Source organism: Streptomyces zhihengii (assembly GCF_016919245.1).
Taxonomy (GTDB): Bacteria; Actinomycetota; Actinomycetes; order Streptomycetales; family Streptomycetaceae; genus Streptomyces; species Streptomyces zhihengii.
Genome location: NZ_JAFEJA010000002.1, coordinates 1,738,000 through 1,755,376, shown reverse-complemented (window position 1 = coordinate 1,755,376; position 17,377 = coordinate 1,738,000). Strand labels below are relative to the sequence as shown.

Here is a 17,377-nt window from a genome sequence, read left to right as displayed (position 1 = left end):
GTGCTCGTCAGCCCGAAGCCGACACGCCGCGCGGCTCAGGGGCTCGGACGCAGCGGGGGGCTCGCCACTCCCGCGTCCCGGCCGCTCAGCTCGGCGTCCAGCGTCTCCTGAGCCACGCGCATCGCCTCGGCATACTTCGGCTCGGCCATGCGCTCCCAGGCCAGGTCGGGTGCGACGTCCTCGACCCGGCTCACCACCCACCAGATGTTGCCGAGCGGATCCCGCACCCGGCCACCGCGGTCCCCCCACGCGCTGTCGGACACCTCGGTGACCACCTGCGCCCCGTGTGCGACGGCCGCGGCCACGGCGGCATCCGCGTCGGGTACGTAGATCCGCAGCAACGAGGGCATCACCGGCCAGTCGGGCCGCCGGTCGAAGGCCAGGACGACCGTGTCGCCGACACGGATCTCGCCATGGCCGATGGTGCCGTCCTCGACCGGCACCCGCGCGATCTCCTCGCCCTCGAACGCGGCGGTGATGAAGTCCAGCAGCGCACCGGTGTCGTCGGTGACCACCCACGGCGCCACACTGGTGTAACCCTGGGGTGCGGTGTGCCTCATCGGCTTCGTCCTCTCGTCGGATCCCTCGATGCGGCGACTCTAGGATCCGGCTAGGTCAGGAGATGACCTAGATCACCACGAGATCGGCAGCGTCCCTACGGCGGCGCCGCCGGGCGAGGTTCCGTGACGCGTACCGGCCGGAATCACGGTGGGCGCGGCCGCGGGACCGACGGCCGCATCGGGGCCGTGCGACCGCCGGGTCGGTCGATGGCGGTGAGCGTGCGGTGCTGGAGAACGGGGCCCCGAAGCCCAGCGGGACGGCCTTGACATATATGTCGAGGGCCATGTCATGGCCGCCTCACCGGCCCGCTGCCAGGCTCGGAGCCACCTGAACCGCCCGCGGCCCAGGGGACGCCGGCTGCCGCCGGTCCCCGGCGTGGGCAGCGCGGCCGGTCCCTCGTGCGGGCGGCGCCTGACAGAAGAGCGGGAGTCGACATGGCCTATCGCTACTGGTGCGGTGAATGCCGTCACCGGACCTCGTGGCTTCGTCAGTCCGAGGCCGAGCGGAAGCACCTCGACCACTACGTGGCCGAGCATCCGCGCATCGCGCTCGGAGGACGGATCGAGATCGACGAGAAGGACCCCGAAGGAGGATCGGGATGCCTGCTCGTCCTGGTCCTTCTCTCCCTCGTGCTGGTACTTCCGGCCGCGTGCCAGCGCTGATTCCCGCCCACGGGAAGGGCCCCGGAGCCGCAACGCCGACCAATGAGCAGGAGTTGGCCATGTGTCCGGCAACGTCCCCGTCCGCCGCGTGACGGCGTCCCTCGCGGCCGAAACCGACCGCAGTTGACACATCGCACCCGAACCGAGGAGCACCGACCATGGCAAGGAACCGCACGCGCGGGACGACTCTCCCCGCGATCACGGCCGCAGTGGTGTGCACGGCACTGCTGACGGTCTCGGCACCGGCAGCACGCGCCGACACGGCCGACGAGGCGCACCCGGCGACGCTTGCCGCGCTCCAAGCGTTCCAGGCAAGAGGAGGCCCCGGCGCGGCCGTGTACGCGGGGGACGGGAACAGTTCCTGGACACTGTCCGCGGGTACCAGCACCACCGGCGCGAACCGCCCCGTCCAGGCGGACGAGTACCTGCGCTCGGGCAGCCAGACCAAGACCTTCACAGCGGCCGTCGTGCTCCAGCTGGTGGACGAGGGGAAGGTATCGCCGGACGAGCCGATCGAGACGTACCTGCCGGGCGTCGTCACCGGCAACGGCTACGACGGCACCCGGATCACAGTCCGCCATCTGCTCCAGCACACCAGCGGGGCCGCCGCCTACACCCCCGACCCTCTCGTCAACCACCCCGCCCCGCTGCCCGACGGCACCTACGACCTGACGGCCTCGATCCGCAAGGGCCTGGCGTTCGCGCCGGTCGCCGTGCCGGGGGCCCGGTACACGTACTCCAACACCAACTACCTCGTCCTCAGCCTGCTGATCGAGCGGATCACGGGGCAGCCGGTCCACGAGGCCGTCACCGATCGGGTCATCACTCCCCTCGGCCTCACACGCACCGTGTTCGCCGCGCCCGGCGAGCGCTCGCTGCCCTCTCCCGCGGTCAGGGGCTACCACGGGGTGCGGGTCGGAGGGTTCTTCGTGTGGTTCCCCGCGACCGAGGCGGACCCCACCCTCTACAGCGGAGCCGGCGCGGTGGTGTCCACCCTGGAGGACCTGAGCACCTTCTACCGGGCTCTGATCGGCGGCCGGCTCCTCTCCCCCGGGATGCTGGCGGAGATGCGGGCAGCGGTGGACACCGACACGCACGGCAGCGGCTACGGCCTCGGTCTGGTCCGCGTTCCACTGACGTGCGGCGGCGTGGCGTGGGGGCACGACGGCGGCGCCCCGGGCTTCAGCACCATGACGCTGGTGACCGAGGACGGCCGCCACGCGTCGCTGGTGACCAACGTGCTCGCGCAGTTCAACGCCCCGGGCAGCGAGCGGGCGCTGCTGATCGACACCGCGCTGTGCGAGGACCGGCCCCGGCAGCCCTGATCCACTGCCCCGCCCCGGGGGGCCGCCCTCGGGGCGCGGCGGCCCCGGCCGCGGTCCGTGTTTCGGGGTCAGCGGTGGAAGGCGTCCTTCGTCTTCTCCCTGGTCTGACGCGCGTGGGAGACAGATCGCCGGCTCGGCCGGCCCTCCCGCCCAGATCCGTTTCCTTGCCCGGCGCTCTGTCGGCCGATGCCCACACCTGCCGCCCCTCGCCACCGCGGAATGTGCGTCCGACGGGCACAGCGCCGGCGCACCGGCGCCGCGGGCTCGACCCGGCCGTCAGTTCGTCAGGGTGGGTGCCGCGCGGTGGCCGAGTGCGGCACCCACGATGCGGAGGGCCTCATCGGCGCCGATGCCGGTGCGGGCGATGACGGCGGCGTAGTCGGCAGCCGCGCGATGTGCCTGGGCGCGTGCGTTCTCACCGGCCGCGGAGACGAAGGAGCCGGCTGCTCTGCGGGTCTCGATCAGCCCTGCCTCCTCAAGTTCCCGGTAGGCGCGGCCGACGGTGTTGGCGGCCAGCCCGAGGTCCGCGGCGAGGCGGCGGATGGTCGGCAGCCGGGTGCCCACGACCAGCGTGTGGTCCAGGATCTGCTGGGCGAGCTGGGCGCGGAGCTGCTCGAAGGGTGGGACGGCCGAGGCCGGGTCGATGACGATCACGGGTTCACCAGCCGCTCGCGGTGAGCCGCAGCCAGGCCGCCTCTGCGGTGGTCCGCGAGATTGGCCGCTACGAGCACGACGGCGCCGACGACGATCAGGACGATCCAGGACACCGTCCACCAGCCGAAGGCGGTGCCCGGCGCCGCCGCCGTAGGCAGGTACCAGGGCAGGCACCAGACCATGGTGGGCGTGGCGGTCTCGCGGGCGTCCTCGATCCGCAGGATGACGTCGGCGGTCAGTGATGCCTCGTCATCGGCCACGGCCGGGCGCGTCAGGACATGGCGGAGCTGGACCAGCACGACGGCCGCGACCCCGCACAGTGCGATAAGCACAACGGCAGCCCCGTACCGGACGCCGGGATCCGCCGATGTCAGCGCTCCGGCGGTCAGCGCCGCCGCACCGGCGAACGTGCCGGCCACGAGGGCGGCACGGGGCCGGCCGAGCACGGCGCGCCAGCCGACGCGGACAGGATGGGCCGCCCGGCGCGGCAGCGCCGCGGCCACCTGCCGATCGATCCTGCGCACGCGCCGGTCCAGCAGCGCCTGGACCGCGACGAGCCCGGCAACGACCGCTGTCAGGAGCAGCAGGGACGCGGACGGTGGCAGGGACGGGCCAGACGGGTCGGTGGCAGGATCGTTGCTGACGGTGTAGACGAGGGCGACCGCGAGGATGAAGCCGGCCAGCAGCAGACTCCCGGCCAGGCGGCAGCTCTGCCGCACGGCCAGACGCCGTGCCAGCGCGGCCGTCGGCGGGATCTCGCCCAGGCCGTGCCCCGCCAGCCACAGGCGGGCCCGCTCGAGCTCGTCAGGCGGCTTTCGGTCACCCCGCGGAGATACGGTCGGCACGGCGCCCCCCTTGTCTCAGGTCTTGCCTCAAGAGGGTGCTTCAAGACTTGCGACAAGTCAACGCCGACGGACGGGAAGCCCGGACGAGCCGTCCGGGAACGGCTCCCTGACGAGAAAGGGGACGCACGGGGACTCCCGGTGCGGGAACCGGCAAACGCCCTGACCTGCGGCGCGTCCTGCAACTGCTCCACGACGCGGCCGCCACCCCCGGCACCGAGCGACGGGCATGAACGGTCGCTCATGCGACCTGCCCGCCGGACGGTCCTGAGGCCACCCCAGAACTGACCTGTTCCCCTTCGCCAGAGGGGTGCCACTTTGGCTGACACGGGTGCCGAGGACGGGGACGCTCCCTGGGGCAGTGGTGACGTTCGGGGGTGGGGGCCGTGGGCGGGGCGCGGCTTCCAGGGGGCGCCCCGCCCGCGGTCGGCACGGTCGGATCACAGGCTGAGCAGGGCGCGGCCGGCGTGCTTGGGGTCGGCGAGGGGCCTGAGGGCGAGGCGGACCAGGGCGAGCGGGTTGTCGTCACCGGCGATGCGGTTGGCGCTGAGCTCGCCGCAGGAGACGCACTGGTGGATGATCATCCATTCGCCGTCCGGGCGGACGGACATGCCCAGCGCCTCCATCCGGCCGTGGCAGTCCGTGTCGCGGTCGCCCGGGATCTTCCGGTCGACGTGCAGACTGGTCAGGCAGTTGGGGCAGTGATTGCGGTGCGCGGTGCCCGGTGCGTCCAGCGACACGTCGAGCCGGCAGGACGTGCACCGGAAGTCGCCTGTCCGGTGCCCGCCCTGCGTGTGCAGGACATCCTTGTGCCGCTGCGGACGGCTCCGCCCGCGACTGCTGTTGGTGCGTGCCATGGCAGTGCTCCTTCCCTGTCGGGCGGTCAGAGGGTTCCGAACGCTTCGAGCGGGAAGGGTGGTTGGGCCAGCGGGCGGACCGCCATGCGCATCAGGATCAGTTGGTCGTCGTCCGTGCACACCGGGTTCGAGGTGAGCTCGTCGCAGCGAACGCAGCGGTGGATCACCATCCAGTCGCCTGTGCGGAGTACGGCGACGGCGATCGGGGACATCCGGCCCTCGCAATCGCTCGGACCGCCCTCCACGTGGTCGAGAAGGTGCAGGGAGTGCAGGCAGGACGGGCAGTGATTGCGCGGAGTGCCGTCGGCGGCGCAGGCGGACACGGTCAGCCCGCACCAGGTGCAGGCGAAGGTGCTGAGGCCGAGAGTGCTGGTGGTGGTGTGGCTGGACACCTGGGTGCTCCTTGCTGGGAGTCGATCAGGACAGCAAGAGCAGGCCAAGTGGCCCCGTCAGAAGACAGCCCGACAACGCGGCGGACAGGCAGATCAGAGCACCGGAGGACACGTCCGGCGGCAGCCCGCAGGATGGGGCAGCCGCAGGTGGCGGACGGTTACGCGGTACGGCGAGGCGCACTCGGCGCGGGCCGGGACATCAGTACACCTCTTCCAGGGCGCGCAGGCCCAGAACGCATCACAACGACCCCGTGAGGCTAACAAGACACCTGCCTGGGGCGTCAACGCATTATTACGCCGGCGGACTGCGGGTGGCAGAACGTGCTCCACGGCAGTGTCTCGGAGCCGAACCGCGGCGCCGCGTCGTCTGATCACTAAAGAAGCTGACCGACAACGGCTCCTGCTACCGCTCCCGCGCCTGGCGCGACGCCCTGGCAGCGGCCGGGATCACCCACAAGCGAACCCGGCCCTACCGGCCCCAGACCAACTGCGAGGATCTGAAGGCGTTCTTCCGGTCGGCCTGACCCACAGACCAACCGGCCGTTCGTGCCTTGTTGCCGATGTGTCGGTCGATTGGGAGAACGCGTGCGGCTGCACCGGCGGACCGCCGGATGTGACCTGATAAGAGCCTGGCTCCCACGCCTCATCGCAGTTGTGTCCCCGGTGCTCCGTCGGTGCGGCTCCAGTCACATGGACCGCCAGGAGGACAGGTGCTTAGCAGTTCCATCACCAGCGTGACACTCGGAGTCGACACCCACGCCGACGTCCATGTCGCTGCCGCTCTCGACCAGCTCGGCCGCCGGCTGGGCACGCTGACCGTTCCTGCGACGCCAGAGGGATATGCCTCCTTGGAGTCCTGGGCGGCGAACATGGGCATCATCGAGCAGGTGGGCCTGGAGGGCACCGGGTGTTACGGCGCCGGCCTGTCGCGGTGGATGCGGCAGAGGGGCCATCGAGTCGTCGAGGTCAACCGACCCGACCGCCAGACACGACGGCGCCGCGGGAAGTCCGACGCAGTCGACGCCGAAGCCGCCGCACGAGCGGTGCAGGCCGGCGTCGCTACGGCCATACCGAAGACCGGCGATGGTGCCGTCGAGATGATCCGCACCCTCAGGGTCGCCCGCCGCAGCGCAATGAAAGCCCGCACTCAGGCCGTCAACCAGCTCAAGTCCCTGATCGTGACGGCTCCCGACACTCTCCGCGAGCGCATCCGAGGGCTGCACCGGTCGGAGCTGATCCGCACCGTCACACGCTGGCGGGCTGGAGCGGAACCGGACACGCTGACCGCGGTCACCAAGCTGGCGATGAAGTCCATCGCTCTTCGGTATCAACAGCTCAGCGACGAGACCTCAGAGCTCGATCGCCACCTGCACAGGCTCGTCGGCCAGGCAGCAGCCGAGCTCTTGGCCGTCAAGGGGCTCGGCGCCGGGACTGTCGCAGCGCTACTCATCGCCGTCGGCGACAACCCCGAACGCCTCCGGTCCGAGTCGGCCTTCGCGCACCTCTGCGGAGTCGCTCCCATCCCCGCCTCTTCAGGCAAGACCAGCCGCCACCGCCTCAACCGCGGAGGCGACCGGCAAGCCAACCACGCCCTCTACATGATCACGGTCACCCGCATGGCCTGGGAGCCACGCACGCGCGCCTACGTCGCTCGCAGGACAGCCGAAGGCAAGACAAAGTCCGAGATCATCCGCTGTCTGAAACGGCACATCGCCCGTGAGATCTACCGCCTGCTCGTCCCCCGCATCCCGGTCCATCCGCCATCCCAACGAGACCTGGCAACCGCAGCCTGATAACCCTCCTTGACAGCTATAGGAGCATCGGCAAGGTCGAACGCCTCAACCGCACCTGCTCGACGAATGGGCCTACGCCCGCCCCTACCGTTCAGAACAGGAACGACGCGACGCCTTCCCCGGCTGGCTCCACTCCTACAATCACCACCGCGGACACACCGCGCTCGCAGGCAAACCACCCGCCAGCCGCGTCCCCAACCTCACCGGGCAATACACCTAGGCACCTGAGCCCGTAGCACCGGTCGACCCGACAGCAGGCTGGCCTGGGAACCTCGCACAACACGAACGGCAGCCGGGATCATCCGCGGCTGCCGTTCGTGTCAGAGGCACCCGCCCAGGGCACCGATCAGCTGGTGGCTGTCGCCCGTAATGCCAGTGAGGCGGACCTCCGGGAAGGCATCTCCGGCTGGTCCTTCAGGACCTGTCTGCCCTGTCGGCGGCCAGGAGGCTCGCAGCCTCTTCAGCGCAGCCCCACGAGAGCGTGACGCCGGCGCCTCCGTGCCCGTAATTGTGCACCACCACGGTGCCGTCCTCAGCCCGCTCCGCCTCCACGCGCACCATGGCCCGGGTCGGCCGGGCGCCGAGCCGGTGCTCCAGGACACGGGCCTTGGCGAGACGGGGTTCGGCCTCGACACAGCGAGCGAGGATTCCGGCTGCCGCCTTCTCGTCGGGGGCAAGGCTGCCTTCGCCGTCGATGGCGGTGCCGCCCAGGACAACGGCGTCGCCGTGGGGGTAGAAGCACAGCAGGTCTTGTGAGAGGCCGGTGTCCTCGGAGAAGAACTCGGTCAGCCCCGGGTTGGTGACGACGACGTGCTGGCCGCGGATGGGCCAGAGGTCATGGTCCGGGACCAGTTCCTGGGCACCCAGGCCCGTGCAGTTGACGATCAAGGCAGCGGGGCCAGCGTCCGCGAGCGAGACCAGGCGCCGCCGGTCGACCGTTCCTCCAGCGGCGTCGAGCCGGCGCAGAAGGTAGGCGAGGTAGGTGGGCATGTCGATCAGCGGCACCGTGAACCGGTAGCCGGCCGACAACCCGACCGGCAGTTCGGCCGGCTCGCACGGCCGGAAGCCGGGCAGGGTGGTGGCCCACTCCGGTGGTGCCTCGGCCGCGCGGGACGCCTCGATGCCGCTGGTGAGCCGGACGCCCGTGGACGGGTCCTCCGCCAATCTGCGGAAGATCTCCAGGGACCTCTGCCCCCACTGGTCGCCCTTGTCCTTCGGCTCGACCAGGTACGGTCCCCACATCGCCCCGGCCGCCAGCGAGGTGACGCCCGGCACCTGCTCGGCGATCACGTGCACCAAGGCTCCGGCCTCGGCCAGGACGACAGCGGTGGTGAGCCCTGCCACTCCAGCCCCGACAACGACAACGCGCACCTCGCGCTTCAAGAACGCGACGGAATTCACGAGAGCAGAGCCTCATCGAGGTAGTTCTGCACCGGCCCGAACAGCCCATGCGGCACGTACTGTGAAAGCTCGCCATGCGTGGCCCAGGCCAGGCCGGCCACCTCATCAGCACTCGCCACGACCGCCTGGCCGCCGACGGGGCGGCATGCGATGTAGTGGATCTCCCGGCCTGTCATGGGGTGCACCCGTTGTCCCAGCACAGTCTGGGGCACCACCAGGAGCCCGGTCTCTTCCTCGGTCTCACGTGCTGCGGCTTCCCCGGGAGTCTCCTCGAATTCGATCTTCCCTGCCGGGAACTGCCACGAGAGCGCCCCTTCCGCCACACGTCGCCGCACGAGCAGGACTCGCTCGCCCCGCACGACGACGGCAGCGGCGACCGCTCTCTGGGTCTCGACCGTCACGAAGATCCCCTACCGTCGCACCTGGACCAGCGCGTGCGTTCCACTCGTTCGCCAGGCAGATCCGGACCGTTCGAGCCCGTCCAGCGCTTCCTGCTCCAAACCGACGATGACGTCGGACTTCAGGGTCCGGAGCGCTGCGACGGCCCCCGGGAAGTACGCGGTGAGATCGGCGAAAGACGCTGTGGCGTCCCACAGCTGGTCGCCCACCAGGCGTCGATAGTTGAGGTCGCCCTTAAAAATGGTGAGCGTGGCGCTCTCGACCTCGCCGCGGAGGTCCTCGGGCATCTCCTCGTATGGCAGCGGAGCGCAGAAGAACGGGTGGGTGCGGACCTCCAGGCTTCCTGCTGCCATGGCCTTCCACAGCCGGCCTCCGATCGCACTGGCTTGGCCGGGTGCGTCGGTGAGGCGGCGGAGGCAGTCGACGACGTCGACCGTCATCGCGTCGGAGACGTAGTAGGGGTACGGCTTGAGGTGGAGCACGACCTGTTCGGCATGCCGCTGTTCGAGGAGGTGGTCGATGAGGATCAGGTCCGGGATCAGCTCGCGCCCCGCATTGTCCGCCACCACGGCGACGGTCGAGGAGCCCCCGACGGGCAGCAGCTGCCACAACAAGGCGCTGTCGTCAGCCACCAGCGCGGAGGCAGCGGCGTCACCGGCTGCCGGCTCCCCCGCCGAGACGCGGAAGCCGAGGTCCGCCCGGTTGCCCCAGAGCGACGCGTGGAGCAGGGCAGCAGCCCGCTCGTCCGCCGGAGCGCTCGCGAGCGCGTCCAGGGCCCGTAGTTCCTCCTCCACGGCCTCACCGCGCAGCTCGGCCCGTTTGAACGGCGCGAACGGATCGACTCCCTGCCATGGCCCGCTGCCGAAGTACCCGACCGCGCCGAGGAGCCTGCGGTAGAAGTAGCTCTCCGCCCACAGGAACGGGGCGTCGTACCAGGAGCGTCCGAAGTGCTCCTGTCCCCAGTCCGCCCAGCGTTCACGGTCGTGCTCTCCAGGGGCGAGCGGCTCGATGACGCCGTTGGTGATCTCGTCCAGCAGGGCGTCGAGGGCCTCGTGCTGCTCACGGCCGTACGGGAAGGCGTCCCGCACTTGCTGAATGAGGGCGGGGTGGCGCTTGGCCAGCACGCCCCAGGCGAACGAGCCGGGCTCGTTACTCAGGATGACCGGTGCTCCATTCGCATCGTTCGAGCTGCGGGAGGTCTTCTCTGTCATGGCGTCCAAGCCCTTCGGGTCTCGCTCACATGTCCATGGTCCCCGCGGGTCACAACGCCAGCAGCGCTGCCTACCAGCACCTCACCGGTCGCCGGAGTGAGACGTCCATCCACCCGGACCTTCGATCTGCCGCTGAGGCGGGAAGTGAACCGGTCCGTCCCCAGATGCCGTACCTCGATACTTCCGGTTCCCGACCCGATCGCCACCCCAGTCTCACTGATCGCGGAGCTTCCCCTCTGAGTGCCATCGTCGTCGCATCCCGCCAACGTGGTCTCAGCCCTTGGCGAGAAGTTCCCTGGCCGCGTAGTAGGCGTGCAGTGCGGCCTCGCTTCCGGAGCCCAAGGCGGTCATGATCCGCTGGAAGCGGGCCGAGCGGAGGTCGCCGGCCACAATGACGCGGGGGTGCTGGTCGGTCGGCGGGCAGTATCCGTCCAGACCGCGAGTCAGGTCGCCGGACGGGGCGGTCGGGGCGTTGCCGATGCTGAGGTGGGCTGCATCCGCCGTGATCGCCTGCCGTTCGCCGTTCCACCCCACCGCTTCCGCCGACACCGCGATGCCTTTTCCGGTCCGGAGCGTCAGGTGCTCCACGGGAAGGAGCGTGACCCGGGGGTCCTCGCGGATCTCCTCAATCTTGTATTCATCCGCCGCCGGGTACGCCACAAACAGGCGAGTGTCGGTGCTCGGGTGGGCGCGCAGGAAGGTGCCGATCGGGCGGTCGCCGCCGAGGACAAGGAGGGTGCTGCCCTCGGCCTCGTCCGCCTCGGCCTGCCAGAGCGGGGACAGGGTCAGGCCGTCCGGGGCGGTGATCCAGAGGACGTCGCGGGGCTGGAGCGGGCCGACGCCGGTGGCGACGATGGCGTACGGGGCGGTGAGACGGGTGCCGGTGTCCACCGTGATGGTCACCCGGTCGTCGTCGGCGTGGAGCTCGGTGACGTGTCGGCCGAGTTCGAGGCGGCACAGCTCAGTGTTCTTCAGCTCCTCGACGATGGAGTCAGCGAGCTCGGGGCCGCTGGTGTGGCCGCCGAGGGAGTTGTTCAAGGCCGGGATCCGGTAGAGGTTGCGGCACAGCCGGTCCGGCTCGACGAGGATCGAGCGCATGCCGACGCTAGCGGCCATGCGAGCGGCGGCGCAGCCAGCCGGGCCGCCGCCGATGATGATCAGGTCGGTGTCGTACAGCGTGTCGGCCATGGGGCTATTCCAGCACCGGGGCTCCGGCGTACGCGGTGAGTTGGCCGATCACGTGGTCGCTGGTGACGAGTTGGCCGGTTCCGATCAGGCGGCGGGCGACGAGAAGCCCGGCGTCATGCACCTCGGGGCCGGCGTCGCTCGCGGAGGCGTCGGTGACGATCCAGGGTGCGTAGCCGTGCTCGAAGGCGTCGGCAGCGGATTTCAGGACGCAGCTCTCGGTGGCGATCCCGCAGAAGACGAGGTCGGTCCAGCCGGCCTGGCGGATCAGATCGGCGGCCTCCGGGGTGAGGAGGGTGTAACCGGTCTTGTCGACGACCGCGTGTGCGTGGGCGGCGGCCTCGACGAGCTCGGGGACGATGTCGGTCTCGGGCGCTTCCTGGAGTCGGCGCCACTGGAAGAAGCGCTCGTAGGGGCTGTCCGGATAGTTGAAGTACCGGGTGAAGATCACAGGTCGGCCCGCGGCGGACCACTGGGCGACCAGGTCGGAGACCGCGAGCACGGCGTGGCGGCTATGGTGGTTCACGAAGCCGTTCTGCATGTCGATCACGACCAACGCGGCGCTGCCGATGTCCATCCGCTGTCTCCCCTGCCCCGTGTTCTCAGCCGACGCTCTCGCGCAGAGCGTCTTGTGCGGCGCGCAGCCGTTCGCCAGTCCGCTGGTCTTCATGATGGCCTCCCGCATCAGGACGTGCTGTGAGTAGGGCGCCACCGTTCGGCCATGCTCTGTGCGCGGCGGGACCATGCTCTGTGCGCCTCGGGACGAATCGGCAGCATCCGGGTTCCGGACCTCGCCCTGCTCGGTGCCCCCTGCCCCACAGCGTCGACGCGTCCCGCCCGATCGCCGGTCGTCGCCCTCCGACCAGCCCCGCCGAGCGGCTGAACACGTCCTCGCGACGTCAGCGGGATGTCAACAGGCCGCGCGCCAGGACGCCTCGTCGAAGTCGGCAGGCAGGCCGCCACCGGTGAGATCCCAGGCCCACATCCCGGCGAACGCGCCGGTGAAACCGAGAGACCTGATCTGCCCGTGCTCGAACTCCTCCGCGTGCTCATCCGACAGGACCGTGGCGTCAAGGGGCACGCCGATCGGACACCAGTCGCCGTCGACGGCGTAGCGAAAACGCAGCACGGGTCCACTCAGGTCGAAGCCGAGGGACAGACGGCGCACGTCACCCAGTGGTACTCCCCCGGCCTCGTCCACGCTCAGTACGCCCCGGTCGCAGCCGGCCACACGCAGCACGGCATGCTTATCGTCGTCCGCGGTGACGTGCAGGAAGTACCAGTTGCGCGTGTTGTAGTACGCGGTGATGCCGGCCAGGTGCTGGAAGGACCGCGGCCGGTACTCCATGGTCGCCTCGAACGCGCCGTGCGCCGCCGTCAGCCGGCGGGCCACCAGACTGGGGCCGGTCAGGCTCTGCGGCGAGCGGCCGCCGTGCAAGCGCAGATGGGACGGGCGCGCAGAGAGGGAGGCCCAGTCGTCCGTCGCGGGACGCCGCAGGGTGGACCATTGAGGCCCGAGCACAGGCTGCTCGAAGCCGTCGGCCTCGTCGGCGTCGTCGCTCTCGGCACCGGTCGCGTCGTCGCCGGGGCCCAGGTCAGGGGCCGCGACGTCGAGTGCGGGCAGGCTGTCCGGGACACGCGGCCACCCGTCGGCGGTCCAGGTGACGGACGCCAGCGCGGTCTCGCGGCCCAGGACACAGGGGCCATGGCGGCCCTCGGGTCGGGCCACGAGGTAGGCGAGGAACCACGCGCCGTCGCCGGTCTCGACGAGACTGCCGTGCCCGGCCTTCTGCAGCGGCAGGTCCGGACGATGACGGGCGGTGACCAACGGCCCGTGCGGGTCACGTTCGTAGGGGCCGGTGAGAGTACGGGAGCGGGCCACGGTGACCTGGTGGTCGTAACCGGTGCCGCCGTCGGCGGTCAGCAGGTAGTACCAGCCGCCGATCCGATACAGGTTGGGCCCCTCGATCCAGCCGGCCTGCGGCGGCAGCACGACAGTCACGGGATCCCCGACCAGGCGGCGCGCGGACCGGTCGTAGCGGGTCGCTTCCAGGCCGGCCGAGCCGCCGTGTCCCGGCCGCCAGTCGTGGACCAGGTTCAGCAGCCAGCTGTCGGGACCGTCGTGGAAGAGGGACGCGTCGAAACCACGTGCATGCAACGGCACCGGATCGGACCAGGGACCCTCGATCCCCGGGGCCGTGGTGAGGTAGTTGGGGCTGTCGGTGAAGCCTCCCGCATAGGTGGAGACGTTGCTGAAGACCAGGTGGAACAGGCCGTCCGTGAAGGTGAGGTTCGGTGCCCACACCCCGCCGGAATCGGGGCACCCGGTGAGATCCAGGAGCCGTGCGGCGTCCAGAGCACCACCCAGCGGCCGCCACCGCACCAGGTCACGAGACTGGTGCAGCCGCACGGCGGGGTACCACTCGAACGTCGAGGTCGCCAGATAGAAGCAGTCACCCACCCGCAGCGCGGACGGGTCCGGATGCGAACCGGCCAGGACAGGATTCCGAATGACCTGCACGCTGCGCTGCCGCATACGCCGCCTGAACCCCTTCGTACCTCGGTGACCACCCCGGACCGAGCCATGACGGTAATGTCGAACAACCTTGCGCGCAACGCACGGACCGCCCGTAAGTTGGACCCTCGCTCTCGCCGAGCCCCCCGACATCGCGGCACCCGACGGACGCGAGCGGCTGGACCGCCGCCTCGCCGCTCCTCTGATCCGACACTCGCGCGAGCCGAGGCGCCGTCGTGACAGACCCGTTCGAAGTGAACGCGGGCGTCCGGTGGAGACGCCGTGACAGGATACCGACGTTTCACCGGACGGTTGGATGTAGTCAACTCAAGGGGAATATAAGGAAGATGAGGATATTTCGGCGGCGCGGAGCCTCTCAGGACCGGGATCGTACCGAGCAGGCGATCCAGGAGTACCGGACGGCCTACGAACGAGGGCTCGCCGCCGAGCAGAGTCAGGAGCCGGCACGGGCGCTCGCCGAGTTCGCGCGGGCGCAGCACGCCCTGGACCGTTTGGACGCCGCCTCCCCGGACCTGCCCGAGGTTCCCCAGGCCAGAGCGGGACTGCTCTACGCCATGGGACGGGCCAGGACCGATGTCGGGGACGTGGCCGGTGCGGTCGCAGCCCTGGACCAGGCCGAGAAGCTGTACCAGCGGATGGAGGCGGAGCAGCTCGTCGCCCGGAAGGAGGGTGAGCTGCGGGGGGACCGGCAGGAGACGGGTCCCGTTCCGGCGGTCCTGCTGACGGCCGATGTCCGGCTGCGAAGGGCCCGGGCCTATGCCGAGTGGGACCGTCCCTTCAGTGCCCTCAGTGATCTGGATATGGCGATCGGTGGGTACATGCGGGCGGGAGCCTTCACTCCGCTCTCGGACCGGTCCGGGGACGCGGCCCGGATCCTCGCGGTCGGCGCGGGGATCCAACTGCGGGCAGGGGACCATGAACTGGCCCTGGAATGCGGCCAGGCGTCCCTCGCGCGATACCAGGAGATGGGCGGGGTCGGCCCTGAGGTGCTCACGTACGCGATCGGTTTTGCCGCCCCGGTCGTCTCCATGCTGGAGGCGGCGCGTGGGCGGTGGGACGCGGCGCTGGCCGTGGACGGCGTGATTCTGGAGGCCGCAGAACTCGGCCGGGCCGGGAGTTCCGGGGCTCATGCCCGGATCGGTGTCCACCTGCGAGAGGCCGGGCGGGACGCGGAGGCGGCCGGACATCTGGCCATGGCCGCCCGTGGGTCGCATGATCGGATCGCGGAGATGGAGCGGGAGTTCGCGTCGGTGCTGGCGCCGAGTCTGCGGGAGGCACTGCTGGAAGCGGAGCGGACGGAATCCACGAGGCTCGCAGGCGGCGCGCGGGCCGGCGCCCTGGATCCGCTGGAGATCCGGACGCTGCGACTTGCCCTCTGCGGCGGGGACGGAGCCAGGTTCTCGGCCACCGGCCGGATGAACGTGGTCAACGCTGTGCCACGTCAGGCCACTTCGCTCGCCCGGATCGGCCACCAGCTGATCGCATCCGACCGCCTTCCCGCGGCACTGCGCGTCCTCTGGGAGGCACTGCTCCTCTGCGATGCCGCCCACCGCTGGGCCACCATGAACACCGGCGACTCCACCGCGACCGTGCCCCTGCGCGAGGCCGAGGAGACCGCCTTGACCGCAGCGGCCGCTCTCGTCGACACACTGGACCGAGCCGGGGATCCGATGAGCGACGCGCTCACCGCCGACCTGAGGAACGCCAGGGAACGCCTCGGCCTGTCGGCACACTGAGCATGGCCGGTGTTGAGGCTCCGGGGTGAGGACGGCTGCGGCGATGGCGGTCTCGCGGTTGGGGCGCAGCGGGCCTTGCGTGAGTTTCTGTGGGCGACCACCAGCACCGGTCGCTCGGCCCTCTCGGCATCGCGCACCGCGCCCGTGCCGGCCCGCAGGTCCACGGTGGAGTACTCCCCGAACCGCTGGATGTGCCCGGTGCTCGGTCAGGTACGGGGAGACCTGGGCGAGGCCGAGGATGACGGGCAAGCCGGCGCGGTCCGGAAAACCCTTCGCTGTCCCGGGGGCATTGAGCCGAGACTGGTGGGTCGATCACATCGAACGGAAAGAGTGGCCGGCCCTGACGTACAACCGTGACTCCTTGCCTCTCCCCGAGAACCGTGTGCCTCGCCTCAATCACGAGGACATCCGGGACTGGGATGACTCCGACCCTGCCCGCCACACGTTCGCCTGGGACGAGGACGAGGAGGAACGCCTCCGCTCGCTGGTCCGCGAGTGGGTACCGCCCGTGCTCTCCGACATGGCCGGCTGGTGGCAGGGAGAACACTGGTGTGAGAGCCAGGTGGACGCGGTCATCCGGGAGCGATACGGCACCTGGACCTGGGGATGGAACTGGAGCTACCGCGACGGTGGGCCCATCGGCAACTGGGCCGGCGGGCCGACCTCGGTGACGGCCCCCGACGCGACCGCGGAACGGGTCGTGGCCGCCCTGCTGGAGTGGCGGGAGTGGTTGGAGCGAACGGCCCAGCGCTTCGCCGAACTGGCGCCGCCGCCGGACGCCGCACCCGAGGATCGCAGTTGGCACCTGGAGCGGGCCTGCGTCCGGCTCGTGACCCACACCCTGGACTCGGGTGCGGAGGGAGGCTGGTACGGGCAGGCATCGCTCGTCCTGGGCTGGTTTCTGACCAGCACCGGCATGGACCGGGCCGAAGCCGCGCGAGCGGTGGAGAGCGCGATCGGCGGCCGGTTCAGGAGCTGGGTCTTTCCGGAGCGGACGCTGATCGAATCCGTCGGCGAGGACCTGGCCATCGGCCTCACCGGCCGCGCCCCGTACCAGGACCACCGTGAGAGGGCGGCGCTGGAGGAGTTGCATGACCGCTACTGACAGCCTTTCGGCTTGGCTGCGCGTGCGCCGCGAGGTCGACTGGCACCGTGCACCGGCCCTGAAACGGGTCCCGGCCGGCCGCGACGGGTTCCCGTCCTGGTGTGAGGGACCGGTGCGCCGGCGCGACCCGATGCGCGCGGAGCGTCTGCTCGCCGCACACACCCTGGCCCGAGAGGATGCCGTACGCCGGAGCCCGCTGAACTTCGCACTCCTGGCCCGCTGGCAGCGCGAAGTCCTCGCTGCAACAGAGACACCGTTCCGCGTGGGCGACGCCTATGCGAAGGCCGGCCGCGAGCGCTACGGTCTCACCTCTCACACGCAGTCTGATTTCGACTGCTGCCTGCGCGAAGCGACCGACCCGGACCTCCCTCCAGCGGCACGCGCGGCCCGCGCCTACCTCGATGTGGCGTTCTTCCACCCCTTCACCGATGGCAATGCCCGCGCCGCACTGCTGACCTTGGTCCATGTCCTGGCGCGGGAGGACATCGCCCTTCCTGAGATCGGCCCTCTCCAGACCACCCGCTACGCGGACGATCCCGCCGGCGCCGCCGATCTTGCCACTCTGATCGGGGTACTCAACCGCCGCCGGCTCTGAAGCGTTCGTGGGGGTGCACCCCTGGTGGTTCAACAACCCCGACCACCCATGTCGCCAGCGCACCGGATCGAACCGCCCGGGGCCGCACCGACCCGTCCGACCGGTTCGAAGAAGCCGGTCAGC

At 70.5% G+C, this 17,377-nt stretch carries 17 protein-coding genes and 2 pseudogenes; 8 read left to right on the top strand and 11 right to left on the bottom strand.

The window, feature by feature from the left end:
- Window positions 1-35: 35 nt before the first annotated feature.
- Entirely contained in the window at window positions 36-560 is a 525-nt protein-coding gene (locus tag JE024_RS35230; RefSeq protein WP_205377917.1) for a VOC family protein, read from the bottom strand.
- Between the two features lie 435 nt (window positions 561-995).
- Here JE024_RS35230 and JE024_RS35225 point away from each other — a divergent pair, with 435 nt between their 5' ends.
- Together JE024_RS35225 and JE024_RS35220 are read left to right on the top strand one after the other, a co-directional pair.
- The gene (locus JE024_RS35225; protein ID WP_205377916.1) at window positions 996-1,223 is read left to right on the top strand and encodes a hypothetical protein; all 228 of its coding nucleotides are present in this window, start codon (window positions 996-998) and stop codon (window positions 1,221-1,223) included.
- Between the two features lie 158 nt (window positions 1,224-1,381).
- Complete coding sequence (locus JE024_RS35220; protein WP_205377915.1) at window positions 1,382-2,548, top strand: serine hydrolase domain-containing protein; 1,167 nt, start codon at window positions 1,382-1,384, stop codon at window positions 2,546-2,548.
- Window positions 2,549-2,824: 276 nt separating this feature from the next.
- On the opposite strand, the gene JE024_RS35215 is transcribed toward JE024_RS35220, so the two are convergent.
- The 4 genes from JE024_RS35215 to JE024_RS35200 form a co-directional block, all read right to left on the bottom strand.
- Window positions 2,825-3,202 carry a GntR family transcriptional regulator gene (locus JE024_RS35215; protein ID WP_205377914.1) on the bottom strand — a complete coding sequence of 126 codons (378 nt, stop codon included), beginning with the start codon at window positions 3,200-3,202 and terminating at the stop codon, window positions 2,825-2,827.
- Window positions 3,199-4,047 (bottom strand): hypothetical protein, encoded by an 849-nt coding sequence (locus tag JE024_RS35210; protein ID WP_205377913.1) that lies wholly within the window; start codon window positions 4,045-4,047, stop codon window positions 3,199-3,201. The genes JE024_RS35215 and JE024_RS35210 overlap by 4 nt, the downstream gene beginning before the upstream one ends.
- A gap of 437 nt (window positions 4,048-4,484) precedes the next feature.
- Window positions 4,485-4,901, bottom strand: coding sequence for an RNHCP domain-containing protein (locus tag JE024_RS35205; protein WP_205377912.1), 417 nt, complete (start codon window positions 4,899-4,901; stop codon window positions 4,485-4,487).
- A gap of 26 nt (window positions 4,902-4,927) precedes the next feature.
- The gene (locus JE024_RS35200) at window positions 4,928-5,293 is read right to left on the bottom strand and encodes an RNHCP domain-containing protein (protein WP_205377911.1); all 366 of its coding nucleotides are present in this window, start codon (window positions 5,291-5,293) and stop codon (window positions 4,928-4,930) included.
- A 377-nt stretch (window positions 5,294-5,670) separates the two neighbouring features.
- On the opposite strand from JE024_RS35200, the pseudogene JE024_RS35195 reads away from it, so the two are divergent.
- The 3 genes and pseudogenes from JE024_RS35195 to JE024_RS35185 all read left to right on the top strand — a co-directional run.
- Window positions 5,671-5,781: pseudogene (locus tag JE024_RS35195) on the top strand (IS481 family transposase); the annotation flags it as partial.
- 222 nt (window positions 5,782-6,003) lie between these two features.
- On the top strand, window positions 6,004-7,086 hold the full coding sequence (locus tag JE024_RS35190; RefSeq protein ID WP_205377910.1) for an IS110 family RNA-guided transposase: 1,083 nt from the start codon (window positions 6,004-6,006) through the stop codon (window positions 7,084-7,086).
- Window positions 7,087-7,115: 29 nt separating this feature from the next.
- Window positions 7,116-7,306, top strand: a pseudogene (locus JE024_RS35185) (integrase core domain-containing protein); the annotation flags it as partial.
- 194 nt (window positions 7,307-7,500) lie between these two features.
- Here the strand turns inward: JE024_RS35185 and JE024_RS35180 are convergent.
- The 6 genes from JE024_RS35180 to JE024_RS35155 form a co-directional block, all read right to left on the bottom strand.
- Window positions 7,501-8,469 (bottom strand): FAD-dependent oxidoreductase, encoded by a 969-nt coding sequence (locus JE024_RS35180; protein ID WP_205378534.1) that lies wholly within the window; start codon window positions 8,467-8,469, stop codon window positions 7,501-7,503.
- Between the two features lie 14 nt (window positions 8,470-8,483).
- Window positions 8,484-8,888 (bottom strand): NUDIX domain-containing protein, encoded by a 405-nt coding sequence (locus JE024_RS35175; RefSeq protein ID WP_244883402.1) that lies wholly within the window; start codon window positions 8,886-8,888, stop codon window positions 8,484-8,486.
- A gap of 9 nt (window positions 8,889-8,897) precedes the next feature.
- Window positions 8,898-10,097 carry a damage-control phosphatase ARMT1 family protein gene (locus tag JE024_RS35170; protein WP_205377909.1) on the bottom strand — a complete coding sequence of 400 codons (1,200 nt, stop codon included), beginning with the start codon at window positions 10,095-10,097 and terminating at the stop codon, window positions 8,898-8,900.
- A gap of 273 nt (window positions 10,098-10,370) precedes the next feature.
- Window positions 10,371-11,285, bottom strand: coding sequence for an FAD-dependent oxidoreductase (locus JE024_RS35165; RefSeq protein WP_205377908.1), 915 nt, complete (start codon window positions 11,283-11,285; stop codon window positions 10,371-10,373).
- A 4-nt stretch (window positions 11,286-11,289) separates the two neighbouring features.
- A complete protein-coding gene (locus JE024_RS35160) occupies window positions 11,290-11,859 on the bottom strand; it encodes a cysteine hydrolase family protein (RefSeq protein ID WP_205378532.1) in 570 nt (189 codons plus the stop codon).
- Window positions 11,860-12,192: 333 nt separating this feature from the next.
- Window positions 12,193-13,818, bottom strand: coding sequence for a glycoside hydrolase family 43 protein (locus JE024_RS35155; RefSeq protein WP_205377907.1), 1,626 nt, complete (start codon window positions 13,816-13,818; stop codon window positions 12,193-12,195).
- A 326-nt stretch (window positions 13,819-14,144) separates the two neighbouring features.
- On the opposite strand from JE024_RS35155, the gene JE024_RS35150 reads away from it, so the two are divergent.
- The 3 genes from JE024_RS35150 to JE024_RS35140 all read left to right on the top strand — a co-directional run bounded on the left by JE024_RS35150 (window position 14,145) and on the right by JE024_RS35140 (window position 17,254).
- Window positions 14,145-15,554, top strand: coding sequence for a hypothetical protein (locus JE024_RS35150; protein WP_205377906.1), 1,410 nt, complete (start codon window positions 14,145-14,147; stop codon window positions 15,552-15,554).
- Window positions 15,555-15,936: 382 nt separating this feature from the next.
- On the top strand, window positions 15,937-16,659 hold the full coding sequence (locus JE024_RS35145; protein WP_205377905.1) for a hypothetical protein: 723 nt from the start codon (window positions 15,937-15,939) through the stop codon (window positions 16,657-16,659).
- Window positions 16,646-17,254, top strand: a complete 609-nt coding sequence (locus JE024_RS35140) for a Fic family protein (RefSeq protein ID WP_244883399.1) — start codon at window positions 16,646-16,648, stop codon at window positions 17,252-17,254. Before JE024_RS35145 ends, JE024_RS35140 begins: the two co-directional genes overlap by 14 nt.
- The last annotated feature ends 123 nt before the right edge of the window (window positions 17,255-17,377 follow it).